This window comes from Desulfonatronum thiodismutans (assembly GCF_000717475.1).
Lineage (GTDB): Bacteria > Desulfobacterota > Desulfovibrionia > Desulfovibrionales > Desulfonatronaceae > Desulfonatronum > Desulfonatronum thiodismutans.
Map to the genome: position 1 here is coordinate 187001 of NZ_JPIK01000018.1, position 20213 is coordinate 207213.

Annotated in this window: 22 protein-coding genes; 15 read left to right on the forward strand and 7 right to left on the reverse strand. The window is 60.3% G+C overall.

The window, feature by feature from the left end:
* The first annotated feature begins 68 nt into the window (after positions 1-68).
* Positions 69-563 (forward strand): hypothetical protein, encoded by a 495-nt coding sequence (locus GY33_RS19950; protein ID WP_051822649.1) that lies wholly within the window; start codon positions 69-71, stop codon positions 561-563.
* A 15-nt stretch (positions 564-578) separates the two neighbouring features.
* Here the strand turns inward: GY33_RS19950 and thpR are convergent, their stop codons facing one another.
* Complete coding sequence (gene thpR, locus GY33_RS19320; RefSeq protein WP_035272228.1) at positions 579-1214, reverse strand: RNA 2',3'-cyclic phosphodiesterase; 636 nt, start codon at positions 1212-1214, stop codon at positions 579-581.
* A gap of 45 nt (positions 1215-1259) precedes the next feature.
* The gene (locus GY33_RS0113955; RefSeq protein WP_051822650.1) at positions 1260-1649 is read right to left on the reverse strand and encodes a cereblon family protein; all 390 of its coding nucleotides are present in this window, start codon (positions 1647-1649) and stop codon (positions 1260-1262) included.
* Positions 1650-1889: 240 nt separating this feature from the next.
* Here GY33_RS0113955 and GY33_RS0113960 point away from each other — a divergent pair, with 240 nt between their 5' ends.
* Positions 1890-2675 (forward strand): HD-GYP domain-containing protein, encoded by a 786-nt coding sequence (locus GY33_RS0113960; RefSeq protein ID WP_031387924.1) that lies wholly within the window; start codon positions 1890-1892, stop codon positions 2673-2675.
* A 197-nt stretch (positions 2676-2872) separates the two neighbouring features.
* On the opposite strand, the gene GY33_RS0113965 is transcribed toward GY33_RS0113960, so the two are convergent.
* Positions 2873-3379: a CinA family protein gene (locus GY33_RS0113965; protein WP_051822651.1), complete on the reverse strand. Its 507-nt coding sequence runs from the start codon at positions 3377-3379 to the stop codon at positions 2873-2875.
* Positions 3380-3593: 214 nt separating this feature from the next.
* Here GY33_RS0113965 and GY33_RS0113970 point away from each other — a divergent pair, with 214 nt between their 5' ends.
* Positions 3594-4448 carry an NAD(+)/NADH kinase gene (locus GY33_RS0113970; protein ID WP_031387926.1) on the forward strand — a complete coding sequence of 285 codons (855 nt, stop codon included), beginning with the start codon at positions 3594-3596 and terminating at the stop codon, positions 4446-4448.
* A 1-nt stretch (position 4449) separates the two neighbouring features.
* Positions 4450-6270, forward strand: a complete 1821-nt coding sequence (locus GY33_RS0113975) for a hypothetical protein (RefSeq protein ID WP_031387927.1) — start codon at positions 4450-4452, stop codon at positions 6268-6270.
* 55 nt (positions 6271-6325) lie between these two features.
* On the opposite strand, the gene GY33_RS0113980 is transcribed toward GY33_RS0113975, so the two are convergent.
* The 4 genes from GY33_RS0113980 to GY33_RS0113995 all read right to left on the reverse strand — a co-directional run bounded on the left by GY33_RS0113980 (position 6326) and on the right by GY33_RS0113995 (position 9839).
* Positions 6326-8737 carry a cysteine synthase gene (locus tag GY33_RS0113980; RefSeq protein WP_031387928.1) on the reverse strand — a complete coding sequence of 804 codons (2412 nt, stop codon included), beginning with the start codon at positions 8735-8737 and terminating at the stop codon, positions 6326-6328.
* Positions 8738-8778: 41 nt separating this feature from the next.
* Complete coding sequence (locus GY33_RS0113985) at positions 8779-9021, reverse strand: hypothetical protein (RefSeq protein WP_028572754.1); 243 nt, start codon at positions 9019-9021, stop codon at positions 8779-8781.
* The gene (rsfS, locus tag GY33_RS0113990) at positions 9018-9461 is read right to left on the reverse strand and encodes a ribosome silencing factor (protein WP_084185183.1); all 444 of its coding nucleotides are present in this window, start codon (positions 9459-9461) and stop codon (positions 9018-9020) included. The genes GY33_RS0113985 and rsfS overlap by 4 nt, the downstream gene beginning before the upstream one ends.
* 171 nt (positions 9462-9632) lie before the next feature.
* Positions 9633-9839, reverse strand: a complete 207-nt coding sequence (locus tag GY33_RS0113995; RefSeq protein ID WP_028572756.1) for a twin-arginine translocase TatA/TatE family subunit — start codon at positions 9837-9839, stop codon at positions 9633-9635.
* Between the two features lie 336 nt (positions 9840-10175).
* On the opposite strand from GY33_RS0113995, the gene GY33_RS21095 reads away from it, so the two are divergent.
* The 11 genes from GY33_RS21095 to GY33_RS0114055 all read left to right on the forward strand — a co-directional run bounded on the left by GY33_RS21095 (position 10176) and on the right by GY33_RS0114055 (position 20124).
* Entirely contained in the window at positions 10176-10451 is a 276-nt protein-coding gene (locus GY33_RS21095; protein WP_152555200.1) for a hypothetical protein, read from the forward strand.
* 2 nt (positions 10452-10453) lie between these two features.
* The gene (locus GY33_RS0114010; RefSeq protein WP_152555201.1) at positions 10454-11443 is read left to right on the forward strand and encodes a hypothetical protein; all 990 of its coding nucleotides are present in this window, start codon (positions 10454-10456) and stop codon (positions 11441-11443) included.
* On the forward strand, positions 11443-12093 hold the full coding sequence (locus GY33_RS0114015) for an HAD family hydrolase (protein ID WP_031387933.1): 651 nt from the start codon (positions 11443-11445) through the stop codon (positions 12091-12093). Before GY33_RS0114010 ends, GY33_RS0114015 begins: the two co-directional genes overlap by 1 nt.
* A 35-nt stretch (positions 12094-12128) precedes the next feature.
* Entirely contained in the window at positions 12129-12428 is a 300-nt protein-coding gene (locus tag GY33_RS0114020) for a YggT family protein (protein WP_031387934.1), read from the forward strand.
* Between the two features lie 5 nt (positions 12429-12433).
* On the forward strand, positions 12434-12742 hold the full coding sequence (locus GY33_RS0114025; protein ID WP_035272234.1) for a DUF167 domain-containing protein: 309 nt from the start codon (positions 12434-12436) through the stop codon (positions 12740-12742).
* Positions 12743-12774: 32 nt separating this feature from the next.
* Positions 12775-13005, forward strand: coding sequence for a DUF465 domain-containing protein (locus GY33_RS0114030; RefSeq protein WP_031387936.1), 231 nt, complete (start codon positions 12775-12777; stop codon positions 13003-13005).
* Between the two features lie 2 nt (positions 13006-13007).
* Positions 13008-14702, forward strand: coding sequence for a biosynthetic-type acetolactate synthase large subunit (gene ilvB, locus GY33_RS0114035; RefSeq protein WP_031387937.1), 1695 nt, complete (start codon positions 13008-13010; stop codon positions 14700-14702).
* A 13-nt stretch (positions 14703-14715) separates the two neighbouring features.
* Positions 14716-15201 (forward strand): acetolactate synthase small subunit, encoded by a 486-nt coding sequence (ilvN, locus tag GY33_RS0114040; protein ID WP_028572765.1) that lies wholly within the window; start codon positions 14716-14718, stop codon positions 15199-15201.
* A 135-nt stretch (positions 15202-15336) separates the two neighbouring features.
* A complete protein-coding gene (gene ilvC, locus GY33_RS0114045) occupies positions 15337-16326 on the forward strand; it encodes a ketol-acid reductoisomerase (RefSeq protein WP_031387938.1) in 990 nt (329 codons plus the stop codon).
* Between the two features lie 115 nt (positions 16327-16441).
* Positions 16442-17848, forward strand: coding sequence for a sigma-54-dependent transcriptional regulator (locus GY33_RS0114050; RefSeq protein ID WP_051822652.1), 1407 nt, complete (start codon positions 16442-16444; stop codon positions 17846-17848).
* Between the two features lie 5 nt (positions 17849-17853).
* Positions 17854-20124, forward strand: coding sequence for a GspE/PulE family protein (locus GY33_RS0114055; RefSeq protein ID WP_084185195.1), 2271 nt, complete (start codon positions 17854-17856; stop codon positions 20122-20124).
* Positions 20125-20213 lie beyond the last annotated feature (89 nt).

Here is a 20213-nt window from a genome sequence, read left to right on the forward strand (position 1 = left end):
GTGGAGTTGGCAACCTATTTGCAAAAACGCAAAGCATACGGATTTCACCTCCACCCAGGAGCACCCCCATGAAAATCAATCCAGATCAATCTTCCCTCGTGAAGGCGGATGCGGAACGGGATGTCCGGAGGGTGAACAGGGGCAGTGAACGGTTTGAAGATCTGCTCCTTCGCGCCACGGAAAACATCTCGTCCAACCAAAGTCCGCCGTCCGGCCCGGCACAGCCCCTGAGCACCGGGGACATGATGCATCTGACCCCGACCCAGATGCTCTTCCCCGTTGACAAAACCCCAGGATTCGAGAGCACGGCCATGGACTCCCTCGACAATCTGCTTTCGAGGTGGGAAAAATATGCCCACCAGTTGGCCGCCCAGCCCCCGGAGTTACGCAGCGCCAACGGCATCCTTGATGAGATTTCCACCGAGATCGGCGCCTTGAAGGCCAACTGGCCCCAGCAGGCTCCGCCTCAGCCCATGATGCCGGAGTTGCGCGGCGTGCTTGACGAGCTGGAAGTTATGGCCGTCACCGAGCGGATCAAGTTCAACCGCGGAGACTATATTTAGATCGACGGGAGCCGATCACCTCGTGGCTCCCGTCATCAGTCTCCATTCCGCCAGGGGCCGATAGTTCGGCCCTTCCGCGGACAAGCGACTCTCCCAGAGCACCATCCGGTCCACGGTGATTTCCGGCCAGGAAAACTCTCCCACGGAGCGGAGAATATCGACCCAAGGCGACGCGGATGAGTGCCTGGTTTCCCGTGAACCACGCCGCGCCATGCAGTGGCGGTCTTTTCGTGGCGGCTTGATCCGCGCCACGGTGAGATGCGGTCGAAACGTTCGTTCTTCTCTGGCAAAACCCAGACCCGCGCATGTGGACTCGACCCTGGTCGCCAGTTTGCGGGCCTGCTCCATCCCTTTGCCCAGCCCCACCCAGAAAACCCGAGGCCTGCGTAGATCCGGGAAAAATCCCGCGCCGCGTCCCCGCAACGCAAACGCCGGGCACGTTTTTTCACCGGAAAGCCCCTCCCCTAAAGCCTCCATCAAGGGCTTGATCCGCTGCTCCTGGATATCTCCCAAAAATTTCAACGTCAGATGCCAGTTCCCCGGCCTGGTCCAGGATACCCCGGAGCCCAGCGGGATTTTCCATTCCTCAATGATGCCCGCCAGCAACCGCTGGTAGGCTTCGGGCAACGGTAGGCCAATAAAGCAGCGCATGTGTTTCTCCTGTTCGGGGGGCTCTCAGCAATCCATGGCAACGGTTCACCCATCCTCGATCAGCCTATCCAGAATCAGGCCGAAAAAGCCGGAGTTCCGGCCGTCCTGAAAGCGCCAGCCGAGATGCGCCTGGCAGGCCGCGCACGCGGCGACCTGCCAGGAGAGGCCGGGAAACCAGGAGAATTCGGTGCTGGGCGGGCTTGCCGGGAGCGCGCCGGGGGCGCGGGCGAAGCAGCCGATTGCAAAGACGTGTCCGTGAGGATTGAAGAAGACATGGTCGTGGCGATCGTTGATCGCGATGCGCTGGTCCATCGAGGTGATTGCCGATCCGCAAGCCCGGCAGCGCAGGACCGGCCCAGGGAGCGTTTCGGTTTCATCCAGGGATTCTTCGACGAGAATATGCTCCGGGCTTCGGCCATGGTCCAGGCGAAGCACCTCGATTCGTCCCGGCCGAGAATGAGGCCTTGAAACCGCTGGGACGGCATCAACGCTCAACATGACACGTCGGTAGACAGGCTGTGTCATCATGCTTCCCCCATGGCTTTGGTGGTGCGCTTGACGGCTGATTTTTGGACTTTTCCGCGGGGTTGAGGCAAGAAGATCGGATGTGGTCGGGGGAATGCTGGTCGAAATCCGTCCACGCCGGGAGATGAGGAAAAGCGTTGGAGGAAGCTGATGCGGGATGTCACGGATGATCTTGTGCGGATCATGGAGCGGATTGCTGGTGGTGAATATGGAAGCGATCTCTTCCGGTACAGTACGGAGGAGCATCCGGAAATGGTGCGCAGGATCGCCGAGGCCATGGGGATGATGATGGTCAAGGTGGAGGCCAGGGAGCAGCGCATTTTGATGGACCTTGAAGAACTCCGCGAGCGGCACGAAATGTTCAAAAAAGCGGTGACCAGTTTCGCTTTGGCCATGTCGTCCGCGATAGGGGCTCGGGATCCCTACACCCAGGGGCACGAGCAGCGTACCGCAGGATATGCCTTGCGTCTGGCCCGAAGGGTCGGCTTGTCCATGGAGGACGCCCAGTCTGTATATCTCGGGGCCATGCTGCATGATATCGGCAAACTCGGTTTTTCCGATGCGCTGTTTAGCGGCGAGGATTGTCGTGATTCACCGGAACTGCTGCAAGCGATCAAGGCCCATCCGAAAATCGGCGGTTCCATCTTGCTCTGGCTCGATTTTCTCGGCCCCGCCCTGGACGTGGTGCGTCACCATCACGAGCGCATGGACGGCTCAGGGTATCCGCAAGGCCTGGTCGGCGAGGACATCCCCTATTTCGCCCGAATCGTGGCCGTGGCCGATATCTTTGACGCCATTACCACGGATCGTCCCTACCAACGCGGCAAGACCCTGCGCGAAGGTCTCGCCACTTTGGAGGCCATCGCCGGATCCCATCTCGACCCGGTCCTGGTGGCCGCGTTTCAGGAGGAGGTTCTGGAGAACGGGCTGGAATAGCTGTCGTGCCGGATGCGGCTACCGCCTTATTCAGTCTACTGTCCAGAATTTTGGCCACAGACGGAAAAGGCAGACAAAGAAGGACTTTTCTCCAGCCGACTTGGCTGGAGAAATACACTTCGCGCCGCAGGCGCAGGCAAATGTTTCAGCCCTGAAGCATGGGTCTTCCGTCTGCCTTTTTCTCCTTCCCCGCCTGGTCAGCCCCCTGCTTTCCGAACCATGTTCAACATCCCTTCCAGGGCCACCCGTGCGGTCTGGTGTTTGATCTCCAGACGTGTTCCGGAAAAGCGCCAAAGCGCGCTGTGCATTGCTTCGCCCAGCGCCCAGGCCATCCAGACCGTGCCCACGGGCTTTTCCGGAGTTCCTCCGTCCGGACCGGCGATGCCGGAGACGGCCAGGGCGGCCTGGGCACCGAGGAGTCGCCGTGCACCTTGGGCCATGGCCAGGACCGTCTCCCGGCTGACCGCTCCATGGGTCGTCAACACGGTCTCCGGCACCCCCAAGACCTGCTGCTTGACGTGGTTGGCGTAGGCCACGACGCCGCCGGCAAACCAGCCCGAGCTGCCCGAGACGTTGGTCGCTTCGTGGCTGATCAGCCCTCCGGTGCAGGATTCAGCTGCGGCCAGCAGCGCGGATCGTTTGCAAAGCTCCGTGCCCAGGGCCCGGATGATATCTTCGAGGTTTTCATTCTTCGTATGGGTCATTGGTTGCCTCTCCTATTCCGGCTATCCTTGATCCATGAATGGGTAAAGGGTAATGCCTTGCCTGGCAAGTACATCGATAAAGGCCGCCGACCATCCACACGACGCCTTCGCGCAAGCATGAAAGGCGCATCAAGGACCCTTCCCTTATGATTCATTTTTTTCTCCGCTTGGATACCCCGTTGTCCCTCAAAGTTCAGCCCCACGGGGTCTCGGCATGAGTCGCATCCATCCTAAGTCCGTCCTTCTGGTCGTCAAACGAGGTCATGGCGAAGCCCTCGGTCTGGCCGACGAAATCTCTGGCTGGCTGACCCGGCGCGGGATCGTTGCCTGGGTTACTGAAAACGAGGACGACCTCTCTTCGTGTTTGCCTGCCCAAAGCCAGACTCCGACCCTGGTTCTCGTTTTGGGCGGGGACGGGACCATGATCAGCGTGGCCCGAAAGATCTGCACCAACGACATGGCGCTGCTGGGGATCAACTTCGCGCGGGTGGGATTTCTGACGGAATGTTCAAGGGATGCCTGGAAGGAGGTCCTGGAGGACATTCTTGCCAACGGGGCCGCGGTGTCCTCACGCTTACTCCTGGACGTCCGTCTGGTCCGCGACGACGCCACCCTGCTTTCAACCGTCGCGGTGAACGACATCGTGGTCGGTCGGGGCAACTTGGCCCGACTGGTCAACCTGGAACTGTTCTTCGCGGACGAACGAATCGCCGCCCTACGGGCCGACGGCTTGGTGCTTTCCACGCCCACCGGGGCTTCTGCCTATTCCTACTCCGCGGGGGGGCCGCTGATCTATCCGGAATTGGAGGTGATTTGCGCCACTCCGATCTGTTCGTTCCTGACGGAAGTCAAGCCGTTCGTCTTTCCGGCCGATCAAGAAATCCGGGTCCGGGTGAACGAGGAGACGACCGAGGTGTTTCTGACTCTTGACGGACAATCGGGCTGGCCGTTGCGCAAGGGGGACACGGTGCTGGTCGCCAGGTCGTCCCGAAGAATGCATCTGGTCAGGTATCCGGGGTCGTCCTATTTTCAAAAACTCAAGGCCAAAGGTTTTCTTCGGGAGATCTGACGTGTCCACCCTTCTTCGTACTGATTCCTCTCCAGAGTTCCGGCTGGGCCATGACCCCCGACTGGACGCCTGGATTCTGCATTTTCTCACGGAAAACAATCTGGATCACGCCACTAATCCGGAGGAGAACGCTTCACCGGAGCAGATCCGATTCATGGTGGATCTGGATGACGACCAGTTTTTCCCGGCCTGCACGGACTGGATGCTGGACTACTTGCTCAAGCAGGAGCTGGCTCCGGACCTGCGCGTCGAGTACGCCCGGCACTGGAAAAGCCTGTTTCGCCTGGTTCGTGAACAGATCGCCGATCCGTACCTGCGGGACAAGATCGTCGCCTTGTGCCAATTCAAGTTCCGTTCCGCCCTGCGGTCGTCCATCGTTATTCCCTCGCGGCTGATCAAATGGATGCTGACGATCTTCATGAGCCACAGCGGGCTGGACGATCCGCTCCGGGACCGCAAGCGCCGGGCCAACGCCCGGGCCTACGCCTTCACGCAGACGTCGCTGTACCGCCGGATCGTCAGCGCCTGCCCCCAGGATCTGATTGCCTGCACCAACATGGATCAACTGCGGGAGGATCTGGATCTTCTGGAGCTGAAGCGACTGGTGCGCTTGGCCACATTGCACGGGATCTGGGAAGCCAAGGAGTTCCGCCTGCACAAGACCGTTGCCGAGTGGACCGACGTTCTCCCTGTCTGGGAATCCAAGGAGATTCAGCCGGACGCCCAGACCCTGCTGGACGAAGTGGACGCGCCGTGGCCGGAATTTGAGAAGTTGCGGAACTATCTGTTCCAGAAGCGCCATGACTCCCTGAAAATTCTCTACCTGCCCGGTGAGAGCGGGGCCGTGCTCTTTGACATTCTGATCGTCCGCGCCCTGATGCGCCAGGGGCACCGGGTCATCCTGGCCCTGAAGGAAGGGTTCGACTTCATGGCTCCCACGGTCTGGGACGCGGACTACGACCCCGTACTCGCCGAATCCCTGGATGACGCCTTTTTTCTTACGGACAATCAGGTTTCCAAAAATGAACTGCTCAAACGGATTCGGGAAAATCAACTCCTGGTGATTTCGGACGGCACCCGGGAGCGTCTGAACCTCTACCGGACAAGCCTGACCTTCGCCAGGGCCTGGAAAGAGGCGAACCTGGTCATGGCCAACGGCCATGACCATTATCGGCGGCTGATCCCCGTGAGCCAGCGGTTCACTCGGGACATCGTCGCTTTTTATCGCAACGAAGACGGAAAGGTGTTTTTTTCGTGCAAACCGCGATCCGAGCGCATCCGGCACGTCACGGAACGGGAGCTGCTGGTCAAGGCCGAGAAGCTCATCGACGCCATGCGTCAGGCCAGGGCCGCGGGCAAGACCGTGATCTTTTACAGCGCCATCATCGGGTCCATTCCCGGACAGACCAAGACGGCCATCACCGTGCTCAACGCCTTTGCCGCGCACCTGCGCTCCAGGCTGGAACAGTCCCTGATCATCAATCCCGCCGAACACTTCGAACCGGGGATGGACGGGGACGATCTGATGTACATGTGGGAAAAGGTCCAGCGCAGCGGGTTCATCGACGTCTGGCGGTTCCAGACCGTGGAGGACATCGAACGCGCCTTTGAATTGCTGGGCCAAAAGATGCCCGCGGTCTGGAACGGCAAGGACGCCACCTACTCCACGGGCTGCACCAAGGAAATGAAAATCGCCCTGGACATGCAGAAACGGCATCCTGAACTCCAGATCATCGGCCCCGACCCGGCCAAATTCTTCCGTCGCCGGGAGTACGGGGTGGGCAAGTACTTTGATATCAGCCTTGAACGGGCTTGGCGTTAGTCCGGGCGGGTTGAGGCCCTGAAAGGGTGGTCGTCGAAAAAAGACCAGAAAGCTGTCAGGAGGCGGAGAAGATCAGCGTCCGATCCGAGGTGTCCTGGATGCGGAAGCCCGCGGCTTCGATTTTTTGGCGCAGGGCGTCGGCTGTGGCGAAGTCCTTGTCGCCTCGGGCGGTTTCGCGTCGGGCGCAGAGGTCTCGGACGTGGTCCGGTAGGTCGGATGGGCGGAGGGGAACTTCGGTCCAATCCACTAGGCCCAGAACGGCGTCCAGGTACCGGAAGAGATCGACGCAGGCCGCGGCTTCCTGGGTGGAGAGGCGGTTCTGGTTGATCGCGGCGTTGATTTCCCTGGTGCATTGGAACAGGGCAGGCCAAAAGGCGGGTAGATTGAGGTCGTTTTCCAGGCAGTCCGTGAGAGCCTGTTTGACGTTGAACAGGGACTGGCCGATATTTGGGCCGATATTCTGACCGATATTCTGGCCGATGTTCGTCGCGGGCTTCTTCGGCTCGGCATCCGGGGCGAGGGTGTGCAGCCTTGCCAGGGTCTGCTGAATGCGTCTCCAGTTTTTGAGCCACATTTCCAGGCTTTCAGCGGAACATTGCAACGCAGTATGGTAGGAGCCGGAGAGCAGCCAGAAGCGCAGGGCGAGCGGAGGGATGTCCGTGACCGGAAGGGAGGACAGAGAACAAGAGGTCTCCGTATCGGCGCAGGTGGCGGACTGGGCCGTGATCCAGGCCTGGGGCTGGGTGTTGCTTACTGCGCGCCAGATGGAGCAAAGGTTTTCCAGGTGCGGAAAACGATGGTCGTCGTCTCCGAGGACCAGGGTCAGTTCCTGGGACTGGCCCTGGGACTGGCCCTGGGACTGGCCGTGCATCACCACACCAGCCATCTGCAGGTACCAACTGGGACGGACGTTGCCCCACTCGGTCTGGAGGAAGAAGCCGTCCTTGAGATCCGCCAGGGAGGTGCGCTTGAGCAGGGTGAAGTCCCGGGGATTGTCCTTGACGTAGCCGTCCAGGTCCACGGTGGAGCCGGAGCGCAATTTTTCCGGGTCCACCCCGAGCAGGTCCCCGTAGTGCTTGTCCCGGCGCACGTCGAAGTAGACCGAGCGCAGCTTCTCGTACCCGAGACCCTTGCTGAGCAGTTTGCGACAGGCCTGGAGCAGTTCCGGGGCGCACTGGCCCGCGGAGACGAAACGGACCTGGGAGGAAACGCCCAGGCGCGAGGCAAGCTCCCGAATCGTGGAAAGGGCTTGCTTTCCGGACACCTCCAGGCTCATGCCTCCGGCCCGGGCAGCGGCCACGGCCCGGTCGTCCAGATCGGCCACGCCCACCAGCACTTCAGCCCGGTCACTGGCTTTGGCGTCCTTCTGATTGAGATACCTGGCCGCCACGTCCAGCAAAACGATGCGGCGCCATGCTCCGAATCCGGTGATGTCGTCCAGGCTGGGGCCGGGGGTGAACAGGCGCATGGCGGACTTGCCGGGCCGTAACGCCGTCAACTCGCGTCGGCGCAAATCCCGGACCTGAACGCCCTGCTCCTGGGGCGGGGCGAAAAGCGGGGTACTCAGGTAGCGGATGCCGCCGTCCGGGAAGATGACCACTACCAGGGGGGGCGGCCCCGACGGATGCTTCGCGGCTTGCTGGTCCAATTCGCGGGCCAGTTGGAGTGCTCCGCTGAGCGCGGCCCCGGAACTCATGCCCGCGAAAATTCCTTCCTGATTGGCCAGCTTGCGGCAGAGGTCAAAGGCGGTCTCGTCCTCCACGTTTAGAATCCGGTCTGGAGCGTGCTTGTCGTAGATGCCCGGCGGATAGGACTCCTGCATGTTTTTCAGGCCCTGGATCTTGTGCCCGGCATAGGGCTCCACGGCCACGACCGTGATATCCGGGTTGAGTTCCTTCAGCCGTTTTGTCAAACCCATCACGGTCCCAGACGTACCCAGGGTGGCCACCACGTGGGTCGCCCGACCTTCGGTCTGGTCCCAGATTTCCTGGGCCGTGGTCCGGTAGTGGGCCGCGATGCTGGCCGGATTGTTGAACTGGTCCATGAGCACGTAGCGTTCCGGCTCCTCGCGGTGCAGCCGGTAGGCTTCTTCGATGGCCCCGTCCGTGCTCAGATGGCCCGGCGTGAGGTGGATGGTCGCCCCGTAGGCCAGCATGATCCGTCTGCGTTCCTCCGAGGCTGACTCGGGCATGAGCAGCATCAGCTTGTACCCCTTGACCGCGCAGACCATGGCCAAGCCGATACCGGTATTCCCGGAGGTGGCTTCGATGATCACCTTGTCCGGGGTCAGAAGCCCGGATGCCTCGGCCTGTTCGATCATGGCCAGGGCCACCCGGTCCTTGATGGAGCCGCCGGGATTGAACTCTTCGATCTTGGCGGCGATTTGGACTCCGGGAAAGGGGTTCAGCTTGCGCAAGGCCACCAGCGGCGTCTTGCCGATGAGCGAGAGAACATGGTCGTGAATCATGGCGATGTCCCAAGACGGACGGAGTCGTTTGCAGTGGTCCGTTACAGGTAGTCCTGATCAATGGCGGCTTTGCCGTCAGCGTTGACCAGTTTCAGGAAGCGAGTCATCCGTTCGTCCACCGGAACGATGGGAAATTGATTCTTGCAGACGTCGCATTGCGCCAGGGACGCCTGGGTGGGGGAGGACAGGGGCAGTTCGCGTCCGCAAAACGGGCACGGATAGAGATAAATTATTTCCATGCGCGCCGGCTTGACCGGCAACAGAGCTTTTTGTCTGGCGTTCATGGCTTGTCCGCGGGCGGTTCAGGGTTCGGGGCGTCGAGCAGGGAACGGGCCCGGGACCAGAGACCGTCCAGGCTGTAAAATTCCCGGCTGTCTTCCTGGAAGATGTGCACCAGAACGTCGTTGCCGTCCACGAGAATCCATCGTCCTTCGGTGTAGCCTTCCATGCCCAGATAGCCGATGCCCTTCTCGGCATAACGCTCCAGAAGCCAGTCCGCCAGGGCTTGGGCGTGTCGGGCGCCATGCGCTGAGCAGATGACCATCACGTCGGCCACGGCGGAAAACGGGGTGACGTCCAGGACGGAAACGTCCCGGGCCTTTTTTTCTTCCAACCACCCGGCAACGGCCAGGGCCTTGCTTTGTGTATCTTCGCTCAGGGCGCCGGGCGTCTCGCGAGGTGTCGCTGTCAGGGTTTGCTCTTTTGTCGTGGGGCGTGTCTTCATGGGTGCGGCTTTTGGAGTGTTGCGGGTTCGCGTGGTGTTGAGGAGGCGAGTCGGTTGTCGGGGATTCGCGAAAAAAAACGGGCAACCCTCCGACTTCTGAGGAGGATTGCCCGAAAGTATTGATTTCAGGGTGATCGGTCGGAGTCAATGGCAACTCTTGGGAGAAACTCTTTAGGATTCTTTCGCGGTTTCCTTGGATTCCGTCGTCTCCTTTTGCTTCGCCGAGACCTCGATTTCTTCGGGCTCGGTGGTCGCCTTTTTGAAATTCTTGATGGCCCGACCCATGCCGGAGCCGATTTCCGGGAGCTTGTTGGCTCCAAAGATGATCAGGATGATCACCAGCACCACTATGAGTTCTGTCATGCCTATTCCAAACATGCGATTTCCTCCTTGAGAAACATGGATGACCCCTACTCCGCCTTGCTCGGGAGGTCAATGATTCCGACCGGGAAAAACATGCTTGGACATCCGAGCGCGTTGTGGTAATTTGAACTCTTTGCTTGCAAAAATGCCAGCTCGCGCCAGGCATGTGCTTGGCATGCGTCTGACTCGGGTTTGGGCTTGGCTTGCATCTGATCCGTCATGTTGCCCGCATCCCCCAAGATTCTTCACTTTCCTGCTCGGTCGTGCCGCTTCTCCGTCCGGAACCGCTGCCTCAAGGCCTGGGCCTGGCATCCGCTAGGTTCCGACCGGATGCAATGCCGGGTGGTTTCAATGTGGGAAGACGCCCATGACCTGGTCGTGGAGCAGGCCGACCATTTGGCCTTGTCCATGGCGGACGCCGACGGGCTGCTCGCCGAGGTCGTGGCCCACCGGCTCCAACCGGGCCTGCTTTGTCACGCGCACCGACCGGCGGGGACCAGCGCGGATTTGGATTGCATCTTTTTGCATGGACATTTATGTATGCGGGAAATGCCGCTTTGCAACGGTTCGTGTCCGAGTTACGCGACGCGTCCCGCCAGATCGTCCGAACAACCGGAGTCCGTTTGAACATGCCCCACATCCAAGAGGGTTCGCCCGAACCTCTTGAAACTCTCGACCACGCCCCCGGCTTCGCCGCTTCGCCGACGCGACCCGATCAGCCCCATGAGACCATTCAGCCATTGATGCTCGCCGTTCCGTGGCTCCATCCAGAGATGGAACCGGCTGCGCTCCCGGCTGAGGTGCGTTTTTTCGATCCCGGCGTCGGCCCAACGAGTCTTCCGGCGAGTCTTCCGGCAAGTACTCCGGGCGGATGGCGTCCGGCTGACCCACCGCTTTCCGAGGCCATGGCCGCGGCTTTTCTGCGCGAGTCAGCCGCGTTCGCCCGGGAGCACGGCGGAAGCCGAGGCGCGCTGAACGTCAACTCCCTGGCCGGCAATGATTTTTATGCCGGATCGGCCCTTTCCATTCAGTCCGAATTGACCGGTGGAGCGCGGCGTCGAGACGATCCCGCTGTGCGTTGTCAGCAGCTTTTGCTGCTGGCTTGGCAGTTGGAGGAGCAGGCGTTGGAGCTTCGGAGTCTGGACCAGCATGTTCAGGCCGGATGGCGGGAGTTGGACGCGGCGTTGGGCGTGGACGACACGGGCGATCTCGAAGATCTTTCCGGAGAGCGCTTCGCGTTGGTTCCCGGAGATCGGGAGTCAATCCCGTCTTGGCGGCTGGTGCTGGAGGCCATGCTCTTTTTCGTTCCGCAAGGGACGCTGCTGATGACGTCGCATCGGGAGATCATCGAAACCCTGGCCGACGAGCCGGATTGCTCCCTCGCCGACTTTCTCGTGAACGAGTCGGGCGATCTTGAAGGTTTGCTCGCCGGCGTTCAGGCCGAGGTGGCCAGGACCGTTCACGCGCCCGGCTGGAAGCTGGTCGGTGCGACGCGCTGTCCGACGGATAAACCGTGGCTGGAGCGGGAACATTTTTTGATCTGTCTTGGCCCCGATGTCTCCAGAACCCAAGGTCGTTCAGGGGCAAGCCCAGGAGTAAACTCAGGAGCAAATCTGTAATGAGGACCGGTCCAAGCCAAGTCGCCGACCCTCGGCTCAAGGGCATCGTTCTGGATTGCGACGGCGTGATCCTGGACTCCTTTCAGGCCAATACGGTGTTCTACAACTCGTTGCGCCGCGGAGTGGGGCTTCCGGCCATGAATTCAGAGGAGGCGTCGTTCGTGCACAGCCATTCGGTGCACGAGTCCCTGCGTCGGATCATTCCCGCCGACCGCTGGAACGAACTGGAAGCCGTCAAAAAGAAGATCCGGTACACGGACCTGATGCCTTATCTCCAGTTGGAGCCAGGTCTGGAGCGGTTTCTGCGGACGGCCCGCTCTAAGGGGTTGCGTTTGGCCATCTGCACCAACCGAACCGACACCATGGGGGCGATTTTGGACCATTACCACTTGTCCAGCTTCTTCCATCCCGTGGAGACGGCGGCAACGGTGACCTTTCCCAAGCCGCACCCGGAGGGACTGAACAAGATTCTCGGCAAGTGGGGGTTGCGTCGCTCGGAAATCGCCTTTATCGGCGACTCCGCGGTGGATGAACAGACCGCCGCTTCGGCCAGAGTCCGATTTTGGGCCTACAAGAACGAACGATTGCGCGGCGACGTCCTGATTCAGAACTTCGACACGCTCAGCCGGTGGCTACTCAAACGCGGTTGAGTCAATTAAACAAGCCAGAATTTCAAGGAGGTTGAATGGGTCTCACGGCCAACTTTATCTTCGCGGTGGCGTTCGTCCTGAACTCGGTCCTTACCGTCTATTTCTGGATCGTGATCATTTCCGCCCTGATGTCTTGGATCAACCCCGATCCTTACAATCCAATCGTCCGCGCCCTGCGCTCGCTCACCGAGCCGGTCTTTCACAAGATCAGGAGCGTGATACCGTTCGTCATGGTCGGCGGACTGGACCTCTCACCCATCGCTGTGCTGTTGGGGATCAAGTTTTTGCAAATTTTTCTGGTACAGTCCCTGTATCAATTCGCCGCTGGATTCTAGCCGCCGTGAGCAAAGTCGTGGACAGGATTCTTCGCGGCGACGGGCACGGATGGTTGCTGCCCATATGGGTGCAACCCGGAGCTAAGCGGGATCAGGTGTCCGGGATTGTCGACGGGCGGCTGAAGCTGCGGATCGCCGCTCCGGCGGTGGACAACAAGGCCAATACTGCCCTGACCGCGTATGTCGCCGGACAGTTGGGGCTGCGTCGGAATCAGGTGGCGTTGGTCGCCGGGACCACCGGCAGGAAAAAAACGTTGCGCATTGTCGCGGAACAGGAACCCGACTGGGAGCGCTTGGCTCCCGCGGGCATGTAGCAACATGTACGAACAACCAAGGAGTAATGCCCATGGAACAGCATGAAATGGAACTCATTACCCGACTGGTGCCGGAAAACCCGGAGCTTGCCGAACTGTGGAACGATCACCAGGAATATGAGAAACAGCTGGCCAGGTTCGAGGGCAAGCCCTATCTTTCACCGTCGGAGGACGCCGAACTGAAGCTTTTGAAGAAGACAAAATTGGCCGGCAAGACAAAAATCCAGGCCATCCTGGACAAGCATCGAAAATCGGAGGCGTAATCATGGAACGGACGGGGGCGCAAGTCCTTCTGGAGTGTCTGCTCCAGGAAGGCGTGGAGTCGATCTTCGGGTTTCCAGGCGGCGCGGTCATCGATATCTACCACCACCTGCCGGAATACCCCGCTTTGCGGCATTTTCTGGTCCGCCACGAACAGGGGGCCATTCATGCCGCGGACGGGTACGCCAGGGCCACTGGCCGGGTCGGGGTTTGCCTGGTCACCAGTGGTCCGGGCGCGACCAATACGGTCACCGGCATCGCCACCGCCTACATGGACTCCATCCCCGTCGTGATCATTACCGGCCAGGTCCCCACGCCCTTGATCGGCAACGACGCCTTCCAGGAAGTGGACATCGTCGGCATCTCAAGACCGTGCGTGAAGCACAACTATCTGGTCAAGGACGTGAAGGACCTGGCCTGGATCATCAAGCAGGCTTTCTATTTGGCCCGCACCGGGAGGCCCGGACCGGTGCTGGTGGATCTGCCCAAGGACGTGCTCCAGGCCAAGACCGTTTTCGAATATCCGGAAGCCATTTCCATGCGCAGCTATAATCCCAATCTCGCGCCCAACCGCCGTCAGGTGCGCAAGGTCACGGAACTGCTGCGGCAAAGCCGGCGACCCCTGGTTTATTCCGGCGGCGGGGTGATTTCCTCGGATGCCGCCGAAGAACTGACCTGGCTGTGTCGGACCCTGCGCATCCCGGTGACTTCCACGTTGATGGGCCTGGGCGCGTTTCCCGGCGACGACCCTCTTTGGCTGGGCATGCTGGGCATGCACGGAACCTATGCCGCGAACATGGCCGTGGGTCACACGGACCTGCTTTTGGCAGTGGGGGCGCGCTTCGACGACCGGGTGACCGGAAAAATCAGTTCCTTCGCCCCGTCGGCCCAAGTGGTGCATATCGACGTGGACCCCACCTCCATTCGCAAGAACGTCAACGTGGACGTGCCCATCGTGGCCGATTGCCGCCAAGCCCTGCGCGGAATTCGCGAGGAACTGGAAATCTGCCCGGACCTGCCGGACTGGAGCGATGCCCACCAGTCCTGGCTGGAGCAGGTAGGCGAATGGCAACGCGACCATCCCTTGCGTTACACGTTCAGCGAAGAACCGATCAAGCCGCAATTCGTGGTGGAAAAGATCTACGAACTGACCAAGGGCGAGGCGATCATCACCACGGAAGTGGGACAGAACCAGATGTGGGCGGCCCAATTTTCCAAGTTTCACCGTCCTCGAACCTTTCTGACCTCCGGCGGATTGGGGACCATGGGCTACGGTTTTCCCGCGGCCATCGGCGCTCAGGTGGCCTTTCCGGACAAGCTGGTGATCGACATCGCCGGCGACGGGTCCATTCAGATGAACATCCAGGAAATGGCCACCGCGGTGAGCTACAACATCCCGGTGAAGATCGTGATTTTGAACAACGGCTATCTGGGGATGGTCCGACAATGGCAGGAACTGTTCTACGCCAAGAATTACTGCGCCACCTGCATGCATCTCAATCCGGACTTCGTGAAACTGGCCGAGGCCTACGGCGCGGCCGGGTTCCGGGTGACCAAGGCCGCGGATGTGGAACGGGTGCTCAAGGAAGCCTTCGCGATCCCCGGGCCGGCCATTGTGGACGTGGTCGTGGAACCCGAGGAAAACGTTTATCCCATGGTTCCGGCCGGCGCCGCGCTGACCGACATGCTGCTGGTGTAAAGGAGGGCCTCCCATGCGTCATGTGCTGTCCGTACTTGTGGAAAATGAACCCGGAGTGCTGTCCCGGGTGGTCGGTTTGTTCAGCGGCCGCGGCTTCAACATCGAGACCTTGAATGTCGGTCCGACGCTGGAGGACGGTCTGTCCCTGATGACCATCACCACCTCCGGCGAAGAACAGATCATTGAGCAGATCACCAAGCAGCTGCGCAAGCTGGTGACCGTGGTCAAGGTCGTGGATTTGACTCACTTGCAGTCCGTGGAACGGGAAATGGTGCTGATCAAGGTCAACGCCGAGGATGAACGCCGGGCCGAGGTGCTGCGCATCGCGGACATCTTCCGGTGCAAGGTCGTGGACGTCAGCGGCAACGACCTGACCCTGGAAATCACCGGAGACCAAGGCAAAATTCGGGCCATCGTCAGCCTGTTGCAGCGATTCGGCATCAAGGAGTTCGCCCGCACCGGCACCGTGGCCATGCGCCGCAGTATGCAGGTGGACTGATTTTTTATAAAATTTTTCGGCAAGATACCATTGAGAATCGGCTCAGATCATTCGCGAATTCAAGGCCGTCGCTTCGATGATTGGCCTTGTTGTCGCGGAACACAGGTACGTATTATGAACAGGAAAGGAGAAGGAATGCGCGTATATTACGAACAGGACGCCCCATTGGAGCCTTTGGTCGGCAAAACCGTTGCCATCATCGGATATGGCAGCCAGGGCCATGCCCATGCCCAGAATCTGCGGGATTCGGGATGCAACGTGGTCATCGGGCAGCGGCCCGGCGGAGAGAACTGGCGTTTGGCCAAGGAGCACGGCTTCGAACCCATGAGCGCCGCGGACGCGGCCAAGACCGCCGACGTGATCCAGATCCTGGTCCAGGACCAGTATCAGCCCAAGGTCTATCAGGAGGAAGTTCTGCCGAATCTTACGGCTGGCAAGACTCTGGTTTTCGCCCATGGGTTCAATATCCACTTCAACCAGATCCTGCCCCCCAAGGACGTGGACGTGGTCATGGTCGCCCCCAAGGGCCCGGGACACTTGGTGCGCCGGGAGTATGAGCGCGGCGGCGGCGTGCCGGCCCTTGTGGCCGTGCATCAGGACGCCACGGGCCAGGCATTGGCCACGGCCCTGGCCTATGCCCGGGGCATCGGCTCGACTCGTTCCGGGGTCTTGCAGACCACCTTCCAGGAAGAAACCGAGACCGACCTTTTCGGCGAACAGGCCGTGCTCTGCGGCGGGGTGAGCGCCTTGATCCGGGCCGGTTACGAAACATTGATCGAAGCCGGGTACCAGCCAGAGGTGGCCTATTTTGAATGCATGCACGAACTGAAGCTGATCGTGGACCTGCTGTACGAGGGTGGGTTCAAGAAGATGCACCACTCCATCAGCGATACCGCTGAATACGGCGACCTGACCCGAGGTCCGCGTTTGGTGGACGGACGGGTCAAGCAGGAAATGAAGCGGGTTTTGGAGGAGATCCAGCAAGGTCAATTTGCCAGGGAATGGATCCTGGAGAACCAAGCCGGTCGTCCCGCCTTCTACGCGCTGCGCCGCCAGGTGGAGGAGCATCCCATTGAGGAAGTCGGCGAGCGACTGCGGGGCATGATGGCCTGGCTGCAAAAGTAGCCCATTGCGCACAGCGTAAGCGGCTTCCGCCGTTAATCATCCATTCATCCGTCCCGCCTTCGTCCTGGTTCGAAGGCGGGACTTTTTTTATCGCGTCCCTTTTAGGTAACACACCATGTCCCATGCGTCCCACATCTCCCATAAACCCCACACGTTCCAATCCAGCCCCACGGTCCTGGTCATTGATGACGAACCCGGCCATCGGCTGATGGTCCGCGCCGTGCTGGAGGACGTGGGCTGGACGGTGCTGGAGGCCGCGGACGGCGGCGAGGGCCTTGTGGTCTGCCGGGAGACGGTGAACCTTGACGCCGTTCTTCTGGACATCCGCCTTCCGGACCGGGATGGGATATCCATTCTGCAGGAGATCAAGTCCCTGCACCCGCAACTGCCCGTGATCATGCTTACGGCCTTCGGCAGCGTCGGTTCCGCCGTGCAGGCCATGAAGCTGGGAGCCTTCGACTACCTGACCAAGCCCGCGGACAACGAAGAACTGAAGGCCGTTTTGCTCAAGGCCCGGGATTATCTGGGATTGGTTCGGGAAAATCAGGACTTGCGCCGAGCCTTGGGAGAAGAGGACGGAAATCCTAAACTGGTGGGCCAGAGCCCGGCCATGCGGCGGGTCGTGGAGTTGATTCATCAGGTCGGGCCCACCGAGGCCACGGTCCTGGTGCTGGGTGAATCCGGCACCGGCAAGGAGTTGGTGGTCAAGGCGATCCATGCGTCCAGCCTGCGTCATTCCGGCCCGTTGGTGGAAATCAACTGCGCGGCCTTGCCCGGGGAACTTCTGGAAAGTGAACTGTTCGGCTACGTCAAAGGGGCTTTTACCGGGGCGGTGAACAACAAGCCCGGTCGGTTTCAACTGGCCGAAAAGGGGACCCTGTTTCTGGACGAAATAGGGGATATGCCTCCGCCTCTTCAGGCGAAGTTGCTGCGGGCGCTTCAGGAGCGCACCGTGGAGCCGCTTGGGGGGACCCAGACCGTCCAGGTTGACGTGCGCATCATTGCCGCGACCCATCAGGATCTGCCCAGGCTGGTGTCCTCCGGGGCGTTCCGCGAGGACTTATACTTCCGGTTGAATGTCCTGGAGATCAAACTGCCTCCGCTTCGGGACCGGCTCGATGACCTGCCTCTGCTGACGCGCCATCTGTTGCGCAAATTGTCCCTGAAAAACCGCAAACCCTTTCGGGACGTGGGGCCTGGATTTCTGGAGACCCTTACGGCCTACCGGTGGCCCGGAAATGTCCGTGAACTGGAGAACGCGCTGGAACGGGCCTTGATCCTGGCCCGCTCGGACATGCTGACGCCGGATTTGTTGCCGGATCATATCCGGGAGACCAGCCCCGAGCGGAATCGTTCGGCGAAAAACGCCGACGAGCCTTCCTTCGACGCAGCTGAGCGTCAGGTCTTGCTGGACGCCCTGGAAGCCCACGGCGGCCACCGGGGCAAGGCGGCCCAAGCTTTGGGCGTCAGCCGCAGAACGCTGCAGTACAAGCTGCACAAACATGGACTGACGTCACGGTGACCCAAATGGACAGCTCCTCCTCTCCAACGCCCCCGCGACCGACACCCGCTTGCGACGCTCAGGCGTTGTTCAACTCCGTGGTGGAAAGGATCTACCTGGCGGACCGTTTCCATGATCTGCTGCCGGACATCGAAGGCTCTTTGCTCCAGCTCCTGCGTGCTGAGCGCTTGACCGTCTACCAGCGTCTGCGCGCCGAACAGGTGATCGTCTCCAAATTCAAGAGCGGCGACGAGATCAAGGAAATCCGCGTCCCGCTCTCACCCACTTCCATTGCCGGATATGTGGCCTTGAACCAAGTCTCTTTGCTGATCAAGGACGTCTACGACACCGAGGATCTGCATCGGATTCATCCCGCGCTGCGCTTCAACATGGCCTTTGATCAGCGCACTGGTTTCCGGAGCCGATCCATGGTGGTGGTTCCCATCATCCATAGGGGCGTCGGACTGGGCGTAGTCCAGCTCTTGAATTGCACTGCCGGAGCGTCCTTCACAGAAGTCGATCTGCGCAACGCCTCGAAGCTGGCGACCATTTTGGGGCAGAAATTTTCCTCGGAGTTCCAGGGAACCAACGGCCCCTTCGAGCATCTGGTCTTGAAGAATCGCATATCCAGTGATCGGCTCGAACAGTTTTGCCGCCGTGCTGTTGAAGAAGGCGTGGATGTCTGCACGCTGCTGATCAATGAGGCCGGGCTGCGGTCCGATGAAGTTGGGCATTCCATGGAGCGGTTCTACCAAGTGCCCTTTCACGCCCATGATCCGAACCTGACCCCGTCCCTGGATCTGGTACGGCATGTTTCCGTTGACTATCTGCGTAATCAGAACTGGATTCCCCTGTCCGGAAGCGCGGACGAGGTCGTGATTCTCATCGACAATCCGTCGGACATGCAGCGAATTACTGAAATCCAAAAGATTGTCCGGGCTGAACGGTATGTCTTCCGTATTGGGCTGCCCGGAGACATTCACCGTTATCTTGGACAGGATCTCCAGGATAAGGACGAGGCGGACATTTCTGACCTCGTCGTCCGGCTGGAGGAGGAAGGAGGAACCTACGAATTGGCTGAACAGGCGGACGACGGACTGAGTGAAAACACGGCCACGGTGATCCAGTTGGTCAACAAACTGATTTTGGAAGCCCATCGTCAGAATGCCTCGGACATCCATATCGAGCCGGAGAAGGGTGCCGCTCCGGCCATGGTCCGTTTTCGCGTGGACGGTTTGTGCCGTCCCGCCCTGCGGATACCGGCCAGCCATATACGGGCGGTCATCGCCCGGATCAAGGTCATGTCCGGGCTGGATATCTCAGAGCGGCGTAAGCCACAGGACGGAAAATGTCTCGTCCGCCTGGCCCGAACGCCTCTGGAACTGCGTGTGGTGACCATGCCCACGGTGAACGGAGAAAGCGCCGTATTGCGGCTCTTGGCCGCGAGCCAGGCCTTGCCTTTGGAGAGACTGGCCCTGTCTTCATGGAACATGGATCAAACCCTGGAGCTGACTTCACGGCCTCACGGCATTTTTCTGGTGGTCGGCCCCACCGGCTCGGGCAAGACCACGACCCTGCATGCGGTTCTTGGACATATCAACAAGCCGGACCGGAAGATCTGGACCGCCGAAGATCCTGTGGAGATCACCCAACCGGGTTTGCAACAACTTCAGGTCCAGCCCAAAATCGGCGTGACCTTTGCTTCGGCGCTGCGTTCGTTCCTGCGAGCCGATCCGGACGTGATCATGATCGGCGAAATGCGGGACCCGGAAACGGCCCAAGCCGGGGTAGAGGCGTCGCTCACCGGTCACCTGGTCTTCTCAACCCTGCACACCAATTCAGCGCCGGAAACCCTGGTCCGACTACTGGACCTGGGCATCGATCCCATTAGCTTTTCCGACGCCCTGTTGAGCGTTCTCGCGCAACGATTGCTGCGTACGCTCTGCGAAAAGTGCAAGGTTCCCTACACGCCCTCTTCCGAGGAGCTGCAGGCGATGGTCCATCACTACGGCGAGGAGTATGCCCAAGAGTTGGGCTTGACCGACGATCCGCCAACCTTGCATCGGGCGGCGGGCTGCTCCGTGTGTGGAAATTCCGGATACAAAGGACGCATGGGAATCCATGAGCTTCTGGTGGGTACTCCGGAAATCCGCGCATTGCTGGCAGGCAAGGCCGGAGCGGCGGAACTGCGCCGTCAGGCCATGGCTCAGGGCATGCGCACCCTGATGCAGGACGGGATTCAAAAAGTTCTGCGGGGCTGGAGCGATTTTGATCAGGTTCGGAGGATTGCGGTGTGATCAAAGGGTCGACAGGTTTGAAAGCAGCGATGCTGGACGTCGAAAAAAACGAAAGCGGATCAAGTGATCCGCTTTCGTCGTTTCCGGCT